This window comes from Brumicola blandensis, from assembly GCF_031846165.1.
Taxonomy (GTDB): domain Bacteria; phylum Pseudomonadota; class Gammaproteobacteria; order Enterobacterales; family Alteromonadaceae; genus Glaciecola; species Glaciecola blandensis.
The window spans coordinates 875,460-892,374 of record NZ_JAVRIE010000001.1; the positions used below are offsets into that span (position 1 = coordinate 875,460).

Below are 16,915 nucleotides of genomic sequence, written 5' to 3' on the forward strand. Positions count from 1 at the left end.
AAGAGGTTATCCATTGTTATTTTCTGAGCTCCCTATCAATAATCGAATCGTAAAGTCACTCTCTGTTCAACAAATAGAGGAGATGACTGAAGTTCAGCAAAAGAGCATTCCACATACGCTAAGAGGCAAAGATATTTTGGTGGGTGCGAAAACAGGTTCAGGCAAAACCTTTGCGTTTCTCGTCCCTGCAATCAATAGATTGCTTACAGAAAAAGCGCTAAGCCGTAAAGATCCTCGCGCCATTGTACTCGCGCCAACACGCGAATTAGCAAAGCAAGTTTTTATGCAGGCGAAAAAGCTTTGTAGCAACTTATCCATTTCAACAGCGCTCGTGGTAGGTGGTGAAAACTTTAATGATCAAGTAAAAACCTTGCGTAAAAACCCAGATATTATTGTCGGTACCGCGGGCCGTATTGCAGATCATATTAATGGTAGAAGCTTCTTTTTACATGGTATAGAGCTGCTAATACTAGATGAAGCCGATCGCATGCTGGAACTTGGCTTTTCAGAGCAACTTCAGCAAATTCATGCTGCAGCCAATCACCGCAAAAGACAAACCATGATGTTTTCAGCAACCATAGACAGTGCATCCGTTCACGCGATGACTGAAAAGATGTTGAATAGCCCAGAAACGGTAGTCATTGATAATGCCGCAATTCCACATGCAGACATAGAGCAGCGTTTCTATCTATCAGACGGTGTCTCGCACAAAGACCAATTGCTCCTTCGTTCACTTTCCCTCGTTAAAAGAGAGCAAGCCATTGTATTTACCGCAACACGAGAAGATACAGGCAGAATAGCGGATCAATTGAACGAGCAGCACTTACAAGCAATTAGCTTGCACGGTGACCTGGCACAAGCTCAACGCTCCAGTGTCATTAATGCATTTTCGAGAGGCCAACACGCCATTTTAGTCACAACTGATTTAGCATCTCGAGGACTCGATTTATCAAATGTCGCGCTTGTGATTAATTATGACCTTCCGAAATTCGCAGACGAGTACGTACACCGAATTGGACGAACGGGCCGCGCCGGCAACAAGGGTTTAGCGATTTCTTTCGTGAGTAAAAAAGATTGGTTTAGTTTCAGCGCAATTAAAACCAAAATGACTCAGCAGTACGATTTTTCTAGTTATGACGATATTGAAACAAAATTTAGCGGTTTGAAGAAAGCAACGCCAAAGGCTGAAAAAGTAGTCAAAAAGAAAGTCTCTGCCCCCAAAAAGGTGGCTGGTAAAAACAACAAAAAACGTATTACGACGATGGATGCTGTTGATGCTGGTTTCTCACCCATGAAAAGAAAACAAAAACCCGTATTGGACGATATCGTAGATAATGAAGAAACGGATATTACCAAACACTCTGAATAATTGATAAGCATTAACAACATGGACGTTAACGAATGAAAACTGCTTTTCCAATAAGCGCGACTTCCGCAATCTTTACTAGCTTGATATTACCGAGCGTATTTTTTGTCGTAATATTGTTTCTGGTTGATGCTACGAATGAGTATTACTTGTTTTTTACAGCGCTTGCATCACTTTTAACTCAGGTCCTTGGTTTTCATATCCTGTATACAATGATGCGCGCTAGAAAAATAGACCCGCGTCGATTCATTAAACCTCTCAAGCTAGGAGATAAGCGCACCATCATTCAGGTTACCTTGTACCTGTTGGCCGCTTCGTTCTTTTCATTCTATTTATTATATTTGCCATTGGCGCAAGTTTTTCCATCTCTTGTTAATATGCTGGTTCTAGATGCAAGCTCAGTATCGTACGCATTGAGTGAGCCAAACTCAATCATACTGAACATCATCGTATTTCTTAGTATTGTGATTATGGCGCCTGTTTTCGAAGAGTATTTGTTTCGAGGTGTCCTTTTGCAGAGGTGGTCACAAAAATGGAATGTGCGTAAAGCAATCATCGTATCATCACTGATTTTTGGTATTTTACATACCGATATCATTGGCGCCTTTTTATACGGCGTAGTGATGAGTTTGCTATATTTAAAAACTCAGTCCTTACTCGTCCCAATACTTTGCCATATGTTAAATAATTTAGTCGCGTGGGCCTTAGATGTGGGATTCTACTCGTATTATGGTTATGACTATGTGCAGAGCATTGAAGATTTTCAGAATGACTGGTGGCCGCTCTTTGTCTTTGGCGTGATTACGCTTGTCTGGACGGTTTACTACTACCTTACCAAATCTCGTTTAGCACTGAAAAAACCTGTAAAGGTTGTGTATTAATACAAAAAAAGCCCTGACTAGGGCTTTTCTCTTCTATTCATTTGATGCTGGGACCTAGTATTCCCACCAACCATCTTTCCACCAGTCAAGAAACTCTTCAAAATCAATAAAGCCGTCACCGTTTTCATCGATCATTGCAAAGCCTTCTTGAACGTTGCCAGCCTTCGTTTTGGGCGACAATACGGTTAGCAATTCAATAAACTCGTGTAAATCAATTTGCCCATTTAAGTCTCTATCGAAAAAATCGAAATCTTTTCTAATTTCCGCAATTTGTGCGTCTGTTAATTTTTTATCTTGGCTCATAATTGATCCTTCACGTCTTTGAGATAAAGTTTACTCCTTTGTACCCGCAGGTGTCTAGGGTAAATATCCTTTATCCCGCATTAATATTAGGAATTTTGTTTATTTTTCAACAAACTGCGCTCTCTTTGTTGTTGCGCTTTTTCTTCACGCTTTTTCGAGATAACAAGCCTTGCTTCAGTGCCAACGTGTTCTTCGTTACGCTCCTTGGCTAGTCTCACTTGTTTCTCACGCTCACGAAATCGTTCTATTTGATCGGGGGTATGCGTGCCATGACAGCGAGGGCAAGTAACACCGGCTTCATATAACTCGCTTTGCTTGTCTTCTTCTGTAATCGGAAGTCGGCAACCGTAGCATTGGTCATAATCGCTTTTTTGTAAATCGTGATTTACCGCTACACGATTGTCAAACACGAAACAATCTCCTTCCCACATGGTTTCGTCTTTTGGCACATCTTCTAAATATTGAAGAATACCGCCTTCCAGGTGATAAACCTCTTCGAAGCCCTGCTCTTTTAAATAAGCAGTGGATTTTTCACATCGGATTCCACCTGTACAAAACATAGCAACCTTTTTGTGCTTGCTTGGGTCGAGTTCTTTCGCCACATAATCGGGAAACTCTCTAAAGGTGTCAGTCTTCGGATTGATAGCATTTTTGAAAGTACCGATATCAATTTCATAATCATTTCGAGTATCAATTAAGGTAACTTCAGGGTCTGAAATGAGGGCATTCCACTCACTCGGTTTAACATATGTTCCCACGGTATTAAGAGGGTCTATACCTTCAACCCCCATAGTCACAATCTCTTTTTTCAATTTTACTTTTGTGCGATAGAACGGCTGCTCTTCATGCAAAGATTCTTTGTGAGATATTGGATTAATGCGTTCATCACTGTTGAGATAATCTAACAGTGCGTCAATCGACTCTCGAGACGCTGAGACAGTACCATTGATGCCTTCACTGGCTAGCAATAAAGTACCTTTGATACTTCTTTCTTCCATAAAACGACGGAGAGGTTCTCTCATCGCTTCGTAGTTATCTAGGCTGACAAATTTGTACAGCGCACATACGATGTAAGTGTTCATAATTATCCTTTTGCTAATTGGAACGTAAAACCAGTGCAAAATTGCGCGCGCACCTTACCAAAATTCACTTAAGTTTTAAAGCTTGAAATGATACCTCGGCGGCGTTTATATAAGTTCTGATGCTTTTGGGATGAGGTCGTACAAGAGTGTTGAATCGAGTGGAGTTTGCTGATCTAAGTCAGTGTCGCTATTTTGTGTTTCTGCCGCTACATCTAAATATCGGCGTTGTGTATGGTACGACGTATTTTCAATAATGGTCGGGTCGATATGAGTAGGCGTTCTGAATTCAGCTAAGCCTTGAGGATGCATGGATTTCATTAATAATAAACCAGCGTTATCTTGAGCACTGACCAGTGCGCTATACTCGGGTTGATGAGCAAAATCGGATGTTTGTTGGTTAATATTAGCTCTTCGATAATGATGTGTTTCTATATCAGCGAATATGATTTCATCCGTTGAATCATTATCTACAAACCTAGTTTGTTGACTCAAGTCGAGATCAACCATCGACAAGTACAGATAAAATAAGCTTTTGTCTGTATTGAGCGCACGTGTGCTTTGGTTTAAGCGTTGTGCTTGGCTAAATTCTATAGGGTCAAGTTTATTCATCAGTTCGATAGTGCAAACGGGTATAATTTGTTATCGTCTGTAGGTAGGATTTACTCAAGTAATTAAGTAAGGAAACGATAATTAATTAACATCCGTGATGTTTCCAAAGCTATTTCCACATCACTATTTCTTTCTCATCAGATAAGGTCTTAACTCTCTTATGGACAAGCTGGATTACGCTGACAAACGATGCTTAGTGGTAGAAGATAGACGTCCATTTCTGAACTTGCTAAAAGGTTTGTTAACCAGTCTTGGTGCAAAGAAAATTGATACCGAGTTATCAGCCGAATCTGCATTGAAATCATGTAAAAAAGTATCTTATGACATCGTCGTCTGTGATCTTCACTTGGGACCAAATAGAAAAAATGGCTTTGAGTTCCTAGAAGAAATTAGAAAACTCCACCTAATAAAACCTTCAGCTGTATTTATGATGATCAGCGGAGACAGTGCTCGCTCGATGGTGCTTGGCTCTCTTGAGAAACAACCAGACGACTACCTTGTTAAGCCTTTTTCACAGGCACAACTGAACGCCCGAATTACGCGCGCAAAAAACAAACGCTTAGCTTTATCAGCGCTGTACAGCCAAATTGAACACGAAAAATACGCACTCAGCATTGACACCTGCCAACACTTTTTAGAGGTTGGTACAAAATATACTGCCCACTGCACCCAAATTTTAGTGCAACTATTCTGGAAAACCGAAGAATACGATAAAGCCGAAGAACTCCTTCAGAAAGTGTTGGACGAGCGCTCAACGCAATGGGCGTTAAGTGCTATGGCAAAAACACAGTTACTCAAGAAAAATTACCAAGCAGCCATAGAACTCTCGAAGAAAGCCATTGATTCATCGCGTAATGACGTCGAATCGTATGACATTCTATCAGAAGCCTATCTTGAAAATGATATGCCGGACGAAGCGTTAAAATATATCAAAGATGCGATTGCCTTATCTCCACTATCTATTCAGCGCCATTATATGGTGTGTAAGATTGCTCGAGTCAATGATGACTTTGAAACAGCAATGCACTCTTCACAGTCGATTTTTGAATTATCTCAACGCTCGGTGCACCGCAGTGTCAATCACATGTGTACTTACATTAGAAGTATCCTAGATGCTGCTGAACACGCAGACAATAAAAAAACCTCTCACCGCTTAATGACCGATGCAGCTATGGTTTTGAAAAAAATTAAACTTGATGAAAATGCTGTAAAAATGGAAGAAGGCTTCGACTTCGATATCTTTGAGAAGTTAATTAACTCCCGATTGTCACATTTAGAAGGCAAACAAACTGAAAGTAAAGTGGCCTTAGAAGAGTCTCAGATAAAGATTGAACAACAGTTTTCCGAATTTCCTGTTGGCCTTGCCGCCGACAGTTTAAAAATCATGTTGGACTTAGGTGACTTTGAAGAAGCAGCAAAGGTCAGTAAAGCGCTAGCCGAGCAAGGTCATGACTTAGACGACAACATTCGATTTTCTATCGACAATGCGTTCAAACAAGTGAAAGAACAGCAGAGTATTTATATAAAATTCAACAAGCAAGGTATCGAGCACTACAGTAATGGCCGATTCATTGCCGCCTATGATGCATTTAAACAAGCGAAAGAGATATCTCCTGCTAACATTGGAGTGACACTAAACTTATTGCAAAGCGTTATTAAGCGCTTAGAAGGTGAATCAATGGGTGACGCAAGTCTGCAGCATGAGTGCAGAGAGCACTATCGATATATCAATAACATGCCATTGAGAAATGTTCATCAACACAAATTTGACAATATGAAAGATGATGCTGAAAAAGTCATGACCAAATAGTGAACTCGAATGAAAAAAAACGACATTCCAGCACAACAATTTGTCCATGCAATGGATCATATTACCGATGCTGTGGTGATCATCAGTCCTCAAGGCTTCGTTTCATTTATCAACGATAAATTTATCTCATTCTTTCCTGGTCGCGAAAAGCATGAGCTGATGAATCAAAACATCAAATTTCTTGTTTGTTATATTGTTGAAAGAATTCACGACTCCGAAACGAGAAGTAGACCGGCCCTCCAACGTTTCATCTGTAACAAAATAAGCAGTTCAACTGCCATCAGTGTTGACTTTCAAAAACAAGATGGTCGCCATGTGAAGTACACTGATCAAGGTTTAGCTGACGGTTCTAGAGTGGGTATTTTTTCTGACGAAAGTGCTATATCAGCCCTCCACAAACAGTTCGAAACTGCTTGTGACGAAGCTGAAAAATTGAGTCAGGCTAAAAGTGCCTTCATGGCAGCAATGAGCCATGAAGTTAAAACGCCGCTGAATGCAATCATCAGCATGTTAGATTTATGTTCTTTAGATGACTACATCGGCAATAACGAGTATATACAGCGTATTCAAAAGAACGCTGATAATTTACTAGGATTAATCAATAACGTTCTTGATTTTACAAAGTTTGAGGCGAATAAAGTCACCCTTTCCCCCACTTCTTGCAATATAAGAACCCTCTGTGAAAATATTATTGAAAGCTTTAGTGCTAGCGCGCTAAAACAACATACGCAACTCACGCTATTTGTTGACCCTCGACTTCCCACAGAAATTGAGGTTGACGATATTAGGCTAAGACAGGTCTTGAATAACCTGATTAGTAATGGTCTAAAGTTTACAAATGCATCGCACCCAAAACTGTCACTGTTTATACGCTACCATCAGCATGAAAAACGAATTGAATGCTGCGTACAAGACAACGGTATAGGGATTTCCGAGGAACAGCAAAAATATATATTTGCGGGCTTTGAGCAGGCATCCACTGACATTCACAGAAAGTTTGGTGGTACTGGTTTAGGCTTAAGCATTTGCCAAAAGATCTCTTGGTTGATGAATGGAAGCCTTAAAGTCGACAGTGTGCTCAATAAAGGCACCAAATTTACATTTAGCTTTCCATGTATAGAAAGTAGCATTGCAGAAAGCCCCGCATTACCAAACCTTCAAGACAAATTAATTCTCTGCAATGACCCTAGCCTATTTAAATGCCTCAATCTCTATCGTCCGTTTTTTCGTTTCCAAACCCGTTTTTGCGCAGAATTACCTGAACCTTTAAATGATAATGAATTCATCTGTGTTTCTCCAAGCAACAGCGCAAATTATCAAGATTGGTTAGAACAATTATCACATGACTCACGCAAACGGGTCAGTCAAATAGGAAATGCTAGCTCTGATACTAGACCAAAGAGCGATATATATTCCTTATCGTCAATGCCCCTGCGTTTGGGCGAGTTACTAGATTTTTTGTCCAGCGAGCAAACTCAAGCGTTTTCAAAAGCGTCGAGCAATACGTCTAGCAACAAGCAACAGCATGGCGTAGCTCAGGACCCTGACACCTTTTTCTTCGATGATATGACTGCACTCGTTGTGGAAGATAATAAAGACAATATGTTTGTTTTTGAGCGTCAACTACAAAGGCTAAATGTGAGCGCCGATTTCGTGCTGTCACCAGATGAGGCAATCACACGGTTTAAGGAACAGAATTACGATGTAGTGCTGAGTGATTTTCAAATGCCTCAACTAAATGGTGCACAATTGATCAGACGTTTACGTGCTATTGAACAGCTTCAACACAGACACGCTTGTCAAATGTTCATTGTGACTGCGGATAAAACACAATCGTGTTTTGATGATTGCCTAGCTGCAGGTGCTAACGAAGTTGTAATGAAGCCCTTAACACTCTCAAGTCTTTCTTCATTATTTGAAACTGCCCAGTTTCTTTTGCGAGATATTCACGAAACGAAGGTGCCTGCTTCCCAATCCCGTGACGATATAATTTACCAAATTGATGTTCTTAAAGATATTTTGGGAAGCGTTTCCGAACAAGAATTGAAAGATTTTATGGCCCAGTATTTAATCAACTTTGCCACAGCGACCGATTCCTTGAGCGCCGCAATCAGCCAAGCTGACTGGAAAAAGGTCGGCGGCTTGGCCCACTCTCTGAAGAGCAGCTCTTTAATTATTGGGGCACAAGGTTTGAGCCGAGTCTGTGTAGAATTAGAAAATGCATGCAACGAAGGTGCAAGTGCACAAAAAGAGCACTCTGTGCACACTATATGGCCAGCGGTACAAACACAAATAACCACATTGCGTGATGCGCTAAGACTAAATTATGAATAAGGTGTCGATTTAATGCCATCTACTACTATTGCAAATGTCATTATTGTTGGAGGTAATAGTCAGCAAGACCAGGCTTTGATTGACCTCGTAAACGATTATTTTAAAGCGGTAGAAACCACTCAAGACCTAAAGCAAGTTTGCAAATTAATGCTTGAACCAAAATCAAAACTGTTTGTTTTCATTGGTAATACCTTGGGCATTTGTTTAGCTTCATATTATAAATGTTTATCGGTTATCAAGAAAAGCGCTCATTGCGAACACAAAGTCGTCACTGCCATCCCTCGTAAATATGAACATGAAGCGTTTCAGGCGTACCAAGACCACGTTATAGATGATTACCTTGTTTGCCGTCCAATTTATGAAAAAAACCGGACAGTTCAGGTCTTACAAAAACAACTACACGAGCTAAAGCAAACCAAGGTAGCAAATTATAGTTTGGCAGGATTTCTTGATGCCTCTACTCATTATTCGGATGAACTGATAGCACTCATCACTGAAGGTTTAGCTGAAAAACATAAAAAGAACAGTAAGCTACAAAGTATCAGTCAGACAACCGAGCTGTATTTAGAAGATGCTATTAAACAAATTCAGCAACAACGCATACCTCAGTTAAATTTTGATGATTTGCTCCAAACTTTGGTCGCGCCGCCCTACTTACTCCCCGTCGATGTGAGTCAAAGTATCAAACAAAAAACAACCGAACTGCTGCATTATGCTTTCGAATTACTGCAAAACGAGACTGGTTTAGCAAACTCAAGCTTTGAACCACCAATACAGTTAGACAATGAAGGTATTGAAAACAACCATACTGGCATACTCGAATTAAGTGAGACGGAACCCGGCATATTACTTGTCGAAGATGATGTGCTTAGCTTACAGCTTAGCAAAACCTTATTTGCGAAACGGTCGGTTGCTTTAGATACTGCTAGCAATGGGAACAGTGCACTGCGAAAAATCAATGAAAAACAATACAGCTTGATTCTGATGGATATCAACCTGCCTGATAGCTCAGGTGTTCATGTTGTTGAGAGCACTATTGGCGGAGATGGGCCCAACAAAAAGACACCGTTCATAATGCTCAGTGGGAATAAAAGTAAATCGATGGTAGATGAAGCGATAAAAACTGGCGCCACGGGCTATTTAGTAAAACCCTTAAAAAGCGCCAGCATCGATAAGTTGTTCGCCAGGTTTAAGCTCTCTGGCAAGACAACAGACTAAGCACTAGTCTCCGAGTAAGTCTTGTACGTCATCACTAAAATCTGCAATTTCAGCAATGAGGTGTTTACGCTGTTTTTCAGTAACAAGGGTGTCGACTGCTAATAAAAATTCTTTGTATTTATTTCCATTCTCTAGGTTTCTTCTATTCAATTCTTCACCACGAAAAACTTCAGGATACAGTAATAACTCTTGTAAACGCTGCTGGAAATTTACGCCTCGATCCTGTTCTTGGAAAAGCCCCTTCAGCTCTGCTTGATAACGTTCCCGGTAAGCTTGCCACAAAGCCCCGTTACGATGATATTGACCATACATATTCTCGATTAGACGATCCTGTTCTGGAGTTAACGCACCCAGCCATTTTTTAAGGTTCTTTTTATTACGCTTTAAGCCGTCTTTTTTGCGCTTAGCTTCACTTTTTTCTTGGCGTTCAGCACGCTCCTCTGCTTCTTCCTCATTTTGCTTGTCTATTTCTGCAAACATATCCTCGATTTGTTGTTCATTCAGAAGCGGTGCTAATGTGACGAGGTCGGGTACAATGCGTGTTTTTAAACGGAGCCAGTGTTCGGCGGCTTTGTCCTGATGATAGTCCATCCTAGCCATACTGATACTTTGACTACGAATATCTTCAGAAAGCTCAGATAAATGAGCTAAATACTTGGGCAACTCTTCACTTTTATGCCAACTCAACCATTGCTGAAGTTTTATATCAACGGCTTCTTCTTGCTCGCTCGTTAACTCAATATAATCATCTATATACCAATAAGCTAACCAATCTAGGTTGTTGTAGGCAAACTTGGTCGAACAGCCCGATATCAGAATGACAAAACCGATTATTAGGAATTTTTTCACTCTCATCTTCTCCATTGTGAAAGTTTTGTTATGCTACAAGTTATACGACAACAATTACAATAAAGGTTTCCAATGCCCGTAAATAAAATTGCAGTACTTACCTCAGGTGGCGATGCGCCAGGCATGAATGCTTGTATCAGAGCAATTTGTTTGGCCTGTGAACACGAAGGTATTGAAGTCATTGGTTATACACATGGGTATAATGGCCTGCTACGCCAAGACTGGCGGACTCTGGAGCGCGCAGATGTTTACAACCTCATTCAGCGAGGTGGCACCATATTGTACAGTGCGCGCTGTGATAAATTTAAAACCAAGGAAGGCGCTGAACTTGCCGCAAAAAACCTTGACGAGTTAAATGTCGACGCACTCATTGTTATCGGTGGTAATGGCTCATTCATGGGTTTAGAGCATCTACAAACTGTTTGGGATAAGCCTGTGGTAGGGATACCCGGTACCATTGACAATGATATATCCGGCACCGATTTTACGATCGGTTTTCATACCGCAATCCAAACCGCAGTCGAATCGATCGACAAAGTAAGAGATACCGCAGAAGCATTTGAACGTATATTCTTAGTAGAAGTGATGGGAAGAGAAGCCGGTTTTATTGCCTTAGATTCTGCTATCAGTTCTGGCTCCGATCATGTTTTAGTCCCAGAGTTGTTTACCTCAGCAGCAGAAGAGTTGGTTAAAATCCTTGATAAACTCGAAGTGCGTCGGAAAAACAAAACGAATCCGAGCCATATTATCATCATAACTGAAAATCTGTGGCCTGGAGGATTACAAGTGCTAGCCGATTCTTTAGCCTCTGAGACTGGTTTTGATCTTCGAGTCCTTACTCTTGGACATGTTCAACGTGGGGGTTCGCCGGTCAGTAAAGATAGGATGTTAGCAACAAGACTCGGCGCTTTCGCTGTAGAAAGCTTATTAAATGGAGCACGAGGTGTCATGGTAGGCGAAACACATACTAAACCAGTACTAGTGCCACTAGAGCAGACCAGAACAACGACTAAAAACCTGAATCGTTATTCGGTGGAGATACTAGATCGCATTACGCGTTTGGGATAACCAGTAGGTACAAGCACCTGATCTTGATACTTAGGCAAAGGCGCAATCATGCGCCATGCCACAATGCTTTGTGATTAATAGCTGATGTTCATGCGTTTCAGCCAATGCACCCACCACCACGCCGGCCCCACTAACAAGTAGCGTAAATCTTCGAAAAATGAAGGTTTTTTGCCTTCAATATTATGCCCAATAAACTGTAAGACCCACATCACGACAAAGAGTGCGAGGCTGAACATCCATACTGAAATATCAAACATGACCAAGACTTTGATTACGCCAAATGCGGCAAGCGTGAGCAAGGTCATGGCTGCGCCAATGGGCCCAGAGAGCTTAAAATAGTAATACAGAGTTGGGATAGCCAGTATGTGGGCAAAGGTGATATTCATTGCACTCATGAACTCGGGCACTGGAATAGACCAGATAAGGCCAATCGTCACAAAATAAATGGACGGTACCGCAATGGCGTGGATCAAGATATTCGTTTTATTCGTATGACTTTCACCATAATGATTGATGAGTCGTTCTACTTCGCGCATGTTACACCTCAAGTTGTATTACTTTTGCCAGACTTTTACAGACCTAGCTGCAAAGTCATGAACTTATACTTATTATTTTATCGGCTTACGTTCATTATTAACAACGAGTTTACATTGTGAATCTATCTTGCTCAAGCGATGCTTTCATTGAGTCTACATGCTAGTCTTCTAGAACATAAATTCAATACCATCCCGATTAACCTTAGGTATACCGTATGACCGCGCAGTTAGTTTATAAGATCAGTCCTTCATCATTGAGCGAGCATTTGTTTTCTGTCTCAATAAATGTACCAAGTAGTGAATCTCAATCATTGCATTTCAGCTTACCAGCATGGATCCCAGGAAGTTACATGATCCGTGACTTTGCACGAAATATTCACCAAATTTCAGCAAAAGATGAAAACGGTGCTGAACTGAGTATTGTGCAAACAGATAAACAATCTTGGGAAGTCATCAATGAAAGGAAAGCGGTTCAAGTAGACTATTTAGTGTACGCTTTTGACTTGTCTGTTCGTGGCGCTTATTTATTTGACGAATATGCATTCTTTAATGGTACGAGTACTTTCTTAGAAGTAAAAGAAATGAGCAACAGACCAATCTCATTATCTATCACCAATAATCAAGTTGACCAAAACTGGCGTATCGCCTGTTCTTTTGCCAGTGTTGCTGAACATGAAAATGATGAAGAAACTGTTTATGAATACCTCTGTGAGGACTATCAGGAACTTATCGATCATCCTGTGCTACTCGGTCAATTTGAGCAACACACATTCGAAGTAGGTAAAACAAAATTTCACCTAGTATTGTCTGGTAGCACGCAAACTGATATTGAAAAAATATGTCTCGATCTAAGACCTTTATGTGAACACCACATGACCATGTTCGATGGCTTTCCGGAAGAAGAATACTGGTTTATTACACTTCTTACAGAAGATGGTTTTGGTGGCTTAGAACACCGTGCATCAACCGCACTGATGTATCCCCGCTTCCACTTACCTATGAAACAAGACTTCAAGGATACGAGCTATGATGATTGGCGCAGTGCAGATTATCAACGCTTTCTTAGTTTATGCAGTCATGAGCTTTTCCACACTTGGCACGTTAAACGAAATAAACCAGAAGTGATGATTAGCCCTGACTTAAGCCAAGAAGCTTATATGGAGCAGTTATGGATTTATGAAGGCTTCACTAGCCTTTATGACGATTTGAGTATGGCTCGCAGCAAACTGATTACACATGAGCGGTATGCGCAGATATTAGCCGAGAACTTAACTCGGCTAATTAGAACACAGGGGCGTCATTCACAAACAGTGACTGAATCTAGTTTTAATGCGTGGACCAAATTTTATAAGCAAGACGCTGGATCACACAATCATATCGTCAGTTATTACAATAAAGGCGCTATCGTTGCACTGTTACTAGATATCACCTTACGTGATTTATCCGCCGGAAAGTACTGTTTAGATAACGTGATGCAAATACTTTGGCGAGACTATGGTTCCAAAAATATCGGCACCCACGATCACGTTATACACGATATCTGCAAAGCGCATTTCGATATTGATATTTCCGCCTTCTTAGATATTGCTATTTACAGCACTATTGATTTGCCATATTCGCAAATGCTGTCTTCTATCGGTTTAAAACTGCATTATCGCAGCCGCAGCGGCCTGAAGGACCTTGGTGGTACACCTGCCGATAAAGTCGCCTTGAGTGGTTTTGGCGCAAGCTATCAGGACAAGGACAGCGGCGTCATTTTACAATCAGTGCAAGATGGTTCTCCAGCCAGTAGAGCCGGATTACAAATTGGAGATATATTGATAGCTATCGATAAATGGCAAGTGAGCAGCACGACCTTGCAATCTATCTTAGATAGTTACGCGTCGGATATAAATACAGCAGCAGAAAACAGTATGGTCACATTGACCTATTTGCGACAAGGCCGATTAATACACTCTAGTATGCGCGTTGAGGCAGCTATTCTTGACACGGTTTACTTCAGTATTGAGGATGCCTCAAAATTTGAGCGTTGGATTCAATAAGGTGTTCGCTAGAAGCTTCAGTCTGATTGACTTGAAGCTTCCGGCAAAACTAAAGCAGGATCTAAACGTTCTGAGAACCAATTAATACGCCAGTCTAAATGGGGACCTGTCACTCTTCCTGTCGCACCCATTTCACCAATTTTTTGGCCTTGTTCTACGAACTCCCCTTCTTTCACTGTTATTTTAGAAAGGTGGATAAACGTAGAAGACACTCCCATCCCGTGATCAACAATCAGCGTACCACCAGAGTAATACATATCATCATGCGCAAGGCTAACTCGTCCAGACGCTGGCGCCACAATAGCGGTGCCCACTGGACCTGCGATATCCAAACCATAATGTGGTCGTTTGGGCTCACCGTTAAAAACACGCTGACTGCCATACACACCAGAAATTGGACCTTCAGCAGGCAATATAAACGTTTCAAGGAAGCTCGTTAAATTGCTAAACGTTCTTCTGGCAGCACCAATCTGTCGATTATCTTCTCTGATTCTATCTGTCACTGACTGCGGCGGTGACACATATTTAGAAGCAACACCTTCAATACGCTGAATGTTGTATTCTCGCTGAGTAAGTGAAATCTGATGCGCATTTTTTTCACTTTTTTCAGGCGCTTGCCATTGTAAGGTATGACTTAGTTTAGCGTCACGCCCAAAACCAATGACAAAGTCACCTGACGGTAAAACCTTTATCTCCTTTCCGTTCAACCATACTTTGCTGTTTTCGGGAACGTTTCCACGCAACAAGGTACCTTGAGTCAACTCACCATTTAGTGTTAACTGCTCCGCTATGGCGGTGACAGGCAATAAAGAATGGGTCAACGCACACATGAGTAATGCGCGGAAAAGAACCTTAGTCATCGGCAACAATCGCTCCTTTGCCAACACCCTCGAATGCTCTCACCTCTAAACGCTTGTCAGTTTTGGTTTTAAGTTCATCAAACATATATTGCGCCAAGCACTCTACCGTTGAATCTGTTTGAATAATCTCGCTCGCACTTTTTTCAATGGCAAGTTCAAACACACCTTGAGAAGCTTCATATTTAAAACAATAAAATTGTTCTTCATTAATATTCGAATGTGAAAAGCTCAAATCACTGGGGGCAACAAGATCCTCTTCGGTGCCAACGTAGATGTCCGCCCAACGCTCCGACCAATATGACTGCCATTTTTGGCTTTCCTCACCATCTTCAAATATAAGGACTTTTGAACGATGACCGTGTGCGATCCGTTGGCAATTGCCATCGTGTTTTTTCAAACCATGGGTATAGTGATAAAAGTCCGTTAAGATAACTTCTTCACGCAAGGAAATAGCCACCGAGTGCACATTTTCAGGTAAGTGAACTTTTATGACTTCCTTTAAATACTCAGTCACAGAGTCCATATTGACCTCTTCGGCATAAACAAATGCATAGGCCTCAGGTGGACAATATAAGTGCATCGATTTTTGTTCTGAATCAGTTTTGTGCTGATAAGTGAAATCGACCTGAACGCGTTCATGAGAGGCATCATGGGTGATAACAACGCCTTGATTCTCGGCAGGCACAACAAGCTTGTGATCGACATATTCGTCGATTATGTGCTTCAGTTCTTTCTTCACTTTACCGAAATCTTGCACCATGCTTTCTTCATTCAATCCACCATCAAGCACGATATCGACAATCCAACTTTCCCCAACCATCCCTCTTTTTGGGCATAGATAAGAAAAGTCCATCACAGTTAAATCATTGACAAAAAGTTTCATAACTGTGATTAGTTTCCTTTATTTGCGCGAAGTAGTTGGTCTTTCAAGTTTGGTGGTATACCGCGGATAGTCAATGTATCAGTATTCGGATCGTATAACACGCGTTCCCCTAATAATTGGCGGTCGAAATTAAGCGTCACGCCGCCGCCGGCACCACTGAACTTCGCCAAGGTTTTAATTACGGCTCTGTCAGGTTGAAAAGTAGGCTCTAAGGGAACCTCTTGCTGTGCGTTAAAATCAGTGAATGACTGCCCTTCGTCTTCATTTTGAGGGAGATATTTAGCAATATCTTCTACGCTAACATCTTCACCGCTATCTATTTGCTCTTTAAAATAGGCGGCAACGCTCCCTCTGTGTTGATTCTTTTCGTACGCGTCGCATTGTTCCTGAGATAAATATTCATCAACGTTTTGCATTAATTGCTTATTTTGTTGCTTCACGTCAACTTGCTCTTCGCAGCCCATGAAGTTCATAAAGAAGTCAGATACTTTACGACCCATGCGCCCTTTAATGAAACTCACATAACGAAATTGTTCTGGTGTAACTTGCCATTGGGTAATATCAATGCGCACTGCAAGTTGCATTTTAGAGAAGTCGAGGTGATCGCTATAGTCCAAATCCATATTTTGATTAACTGCAACATGCTGTTTGGTATCAATCAATGCAATCATAAGATAGTTGGTTGCTAAGTATTCATATTGACTGAATATCAGAAAGCCGGTTTCAACTAACTCTTCCTTCGCCAATGTTTGTAATAAAAATTCGCCACTTTTGACGCTGAACTCATGAAAATCGAGATCACTGCTTAGAGTTTGCCCAAGATCTGCGGAAAAAGTAGACTCGCTCTCTTCAGCGAAGCCGCCAACACCCTTTCCAGGTTTACTATTGAAAGTATTATGAAGCTGCTGTGCTAAGGCTTCGATTTCTTTACTCACGTCGAAACAGGTGCTTCGCGGAATAAAATGAAGTTTTCCATCGTCAGATAAGTTTAGGCGATGGACTACGAATTGGTGAATGAGTGCACTCATATGCTAATAAGACTACCTTAAAAAATGTGCTAAACTGCTGTTTATT

At 41.2% G+C, this 16,915-nt stretch carries 15 protein-coding genes; 7 read left to right on the forward strand and 8 right to left on the reverse strand.

Going from position 1 to position 16,915, the window contains the following annotated elements; all coding sequences use genetic code 11:
• Window positions 1-13: 13 nt before the first annotated feature.
• Both RM544_RS03800 and RM544_RS03805 read left to right on the forward strand, forming a co-directional pair.
• Window positions 14-1,369 (forward strand): DEAD/DEAH box helicase, encoded by a 1,356-nt coding sequence (locus RM544_RS03800; RefSeq protein ID WP_311360430.1) that lies wholly within the window; start codon window positions 14-16, stop codon window positions 1,367-1,369.
• Window positions 1,370-1,401: 32 nt separating this feature from the next.
• Window positions 1,402-2,247: a CPBP family intramembrane glutamic endopeptidase gene (locus tag RM544_RS03805; RefSeq protein WP_311360431.1), complete on the forward strand. Its 846-nt coding sequence runs from the start codon at window positions 1,402-1,404 to the stop codon at window positions 2,245-2,247.
• Between the two features lie 54 nt (window positions 2,248-2,301).
• Here the strand turns inward: RM544_RS03805 and RM544_RS03810 are convergent, their stop codons facing one another.
• The 3 genes from RM544_RS03810 to RM544_RS03820 form a co-directional block, all read right to left on the reverse strand.
• Window positions 2,302-2,550 carry an EF-hand domain-containing protein gene (locus RM544_RS03810; RefSeq protein WP_311360432.1) on the reverse strand — a complete coding sequence of 83 codons (249 nt, stop codon included), beginning with the start codon at window positions 2,548-2,550 and terminating at the stop codon, window positions 2,302-2,304.
• A gap of 86 nt (window positions 2,551-2,636) precedes the next feature.
• A complete protein-coding gene (trhO, locus tag RM544_RS03815; protein WP_311360433.1) occupies window positions 2,637-3,632 on the reverse strand; it encodes an oxygen-dependent tRNA uridine(34) hydroxylase TrhO in 996 nt (331 codons plus the stop codon).
• Window positions 3,633-3,737: 105 nt separating this feature from the next.
• The gene (locus RM544_RS03820) at window positions 3,738-4,241 is read right to left on the reverse strand and encodes a hypothetical protein (protein ID WP_311360434.1); all 504 of its coding nucleotides are present in this window, start codon (window positions 4,239-4,241) and stop codon (window positions 3,738-3,740) included.
• A gap of 160 nt (window positions 4,242-4,401) precedes the next feature.
• Here RM544_RS03820 and RM544_RS03825 point away from each other — a divergent pair, with 160 nt between their 5' ends.
• Genes RM544_RS03825 through RM544_RS03835 form a run of 3 tightly spaced genes read left to right on the forward strand, consistent with a single transcriptional unit; the run spans window position 4,402 to window position 9,603 of the window.
• Window positions 4,402-6,051, forward strand: coding sequence for a response regulator (locus RM544_RS03825; RefSeq protein WP_311360435.1), 1,650 nt, complete (start codon window positions 4,402-4,404; stop codon window positions 6,049-6,051).
• Window positions 6,052-6,060: 9 nt separating this feature from the next.
• Window positions 6,061-8,385: an ATP-binding protein gene (locus tag RM544_RS03830; protein ID WP_311360436.1), complete on the forward strand. Its 2,325-nt coding sequence runs from the start codon at window positions 6,061-6,063 to the stop codon at window positions 8,383-8,385.
• A 12-nt stretch (window positions 8,386-8,397) separates the two neighbouring features.
• On the forward strand, window positions 8,398-9,603 hold the full coding sequence (locus RM544_RS03835; protein ID WP_311360437.1) for a response regulator: 1,206 nt from the start codon (window positions 8,398-8,400) through the stop codon (window positions 9,601-9,603).
• 3 nt (window positions 9,604-9,606) lie between these two features.
• Here RM544_RS03835 and RM544_RS03840 read toward each other — a convergent pair whose 3' ends face one another.
• The gene (locus RM544_RS03840; RefSeq protein ID WP_311360438.1) at window positions 9,607-10,452 is read right to left on the reverse strand and encodes a DUF6279 family lipoprotein; all 846 of its coding nucleotides are present in this window, start codon (window positions 10,450-10,452) and stop codon (window positions 9,607-9,609) included.
• A gap of 72 nt (window positions 10,453-10,524) precedes the next feature.
• On the opposite strand from RM544_RS03840, the gene RM544_RS03845 reads away from it, so the two are divergent.
• Window positions 10,525-11,520 (forward strand): ATP-dependent 6-phosphofructokinase, encoded by a 996-nt coding sequence (locus RM544_RS03845; protein WP_311360439.1) that lies wholly within the window; start codon window positions 10,525-10,527, stop codon window positions 11,518-11,520.
• 74 nt (window positions 11,521-11,594) lie between these two features.
• On the opposite strand, the gene RM544_RS03850 is transcribed toward RM544_RS03845, so the two are convergent.
• Entirely contained in the window at window positions 11,595-12,056 is a 462-nt protein-coding gene (locus RM544_RS03850; RefSeq protein ID WP_311360440.1) for an Mpo1 family 2-hydroxy fatty acid dioxygenase, read from the reverse strand.
• A gap of 215 nt (window positions 12,057-12,271) precedes the next feature.
• Here RM544_RS03850 and RM544_RS03855 point away from each other — a divergent pair, with 215 nt between their 5' ends.
• Window positions 12,272-14,098: a M61 family metallopeptidase gene (locus RM544_RS03855; RefSeq protein ID WP_311360441.1), complete on the forward strand. Its 1,827-nt coding sequence runs from the start codon at window positions 12,272-12,274 to the stop codon at window positions 14,096-14,098.
• A gap of 17 nt (window positions 14,099-14,115) precedes the next feature.
• Here the strand turns inward: RM544_RS03855 and RM544_RS03860 are convergent, their stop codons facing one another.
• From RM544_RS03860 to yejK, 3 genes are read right to left on the reverse strand one after another with little or no spacing between them, the layout of a single operon-like run.
• On the reverse strand, window positions 14,116-14,958 hold the full coding sequence (locus RM544_RS03860; protein WP_311360442.1) for a M23 family metallopeptidase: 843 nt from the start codon (window positions 14,956-14,958) through the stop codon (window positions 14,116-14,118).
• Entirely contained in the window at window positions 14,951-15,841 is an 891-nt protein-coding gene (locus tag RM544_RS03865; RefSeq protein WP_311360443.1) for a 6-carboxytetrahydropterin synthase, read from the reverse strand. Before RM544_RS03865 ends, RM544_RS03860 begins: the two co-directional genes overlap by 8 nt.
• A gap of 8 nt (window positions 15,842-15,849) precedes the next feature.
• Entirely contained in the window at window positions 15,850-16,869 is a 1,020-nt protein-coding gene (yejK, locus tag RM544_RS03870; protein WP_311360444.1) for a nucleoid-associated protein YejK, read from the reverse strand.
• Between the last annotated feature and the right edge of the window lie 46 nt (window positions 16,870-16,915).

What these genes read in the sequence shown, in the direction of transcription:
- RM544_RS03805 (WP_311360431.1), top strand. Translation starts at nt 1,402, where the DNA reads ATGAAAACTGCTTTTCCAATAAGCGCGACTTCCGCAATCTTTACTAGC.
- RM544_RS03810 (WP_311360432.1), bottom strand. Translation starts at nt 2,550, where the DNA reads ATGAGCCAAGATAAAAAATTAACAGACGCACAAATTGCGGAAATTAGA.
- trhO (WP_311360433.1), bottom strand. Translation starts at nt 3,632, where the DNA reads ATGAACACTTACATCGTATGTGCGCTGTACAAATTTGTCAGCCTAGAT.
- RM544_RS03820 (WP_311360434.1), bottom strand. Translation starts at nt 4,241, where the DNA reads ATGAATAAACTTGACCCTATAGAATTTAGCCAAGCACAACGCTTAAAC.
- RM544_RS03825 (WP_311360435.1), top strand. Translation starts at nt 4,402, where the DNA reads ATGGACAAGCTGGATTACGCTGACAAACGATGCTTAGTGGTAGAAGAT.
- RM544_RS03830 (WP_311360436.1), top strand. Translation starts at nt 6,061, where the DNA reads ATGAAAAAAAACGACATTCCAGCACAACAATTTGTCCATGCAATGGAT.
- RM544_RS03835 (WP_311360437.1), top strand. Translation starts at nt 8,398, where the DNA reads ATGCCATCTACTACTATTGCAAATGTCATTATTGTTGGAGGTAATAGT.
- RM544_RS03845 (WP_311360439.1), top strand. Translation starts at nt 10,525, where the DNA reads ATGCCCGTAAATAAAATTGCAGTACTTACCTCAGGTGGCGATGCGCCA.
- RM544_RS03850 (WP_311360440.1), bottom strand. Translation starts at nt 12,056, where the DNA reads ATGCGCGAAGTAGAACGACTCATCAATCATTATGGTGAAAGTCATACG.
- RM544_RS03855 (WP_311360441.1), top strand. Translation starts at nt 12,272, where the DNA reads ATGACCGCGCAGTTAGTTTATAAGATCAGTCCTTCATCATTGAGCGAG.
- RM544_RS03860 (WP_311360442.1), bottom strand. Translation starts at nt 14,958, where the DNA reads ATGACTAAGGTTCTTTTCCGCGCATTACTCATGTGTGCGTTGACCCAT.
- RM544_RS03865 (WP_311360443.1), bottom strand. Translation starts at nt 15,841, where the DNA reads ATGAAACTTTTTGTCAATGATTTAACTGTGATGGACTTTTCTTATCTA.
- yejK (WP_311360444.1), bottom strand. Translation starts at nt 16,869, where the DNA reads ATGAGTGCACTCATTCACCAATTCGTAGTCCATCGCCTAAACTTATCT.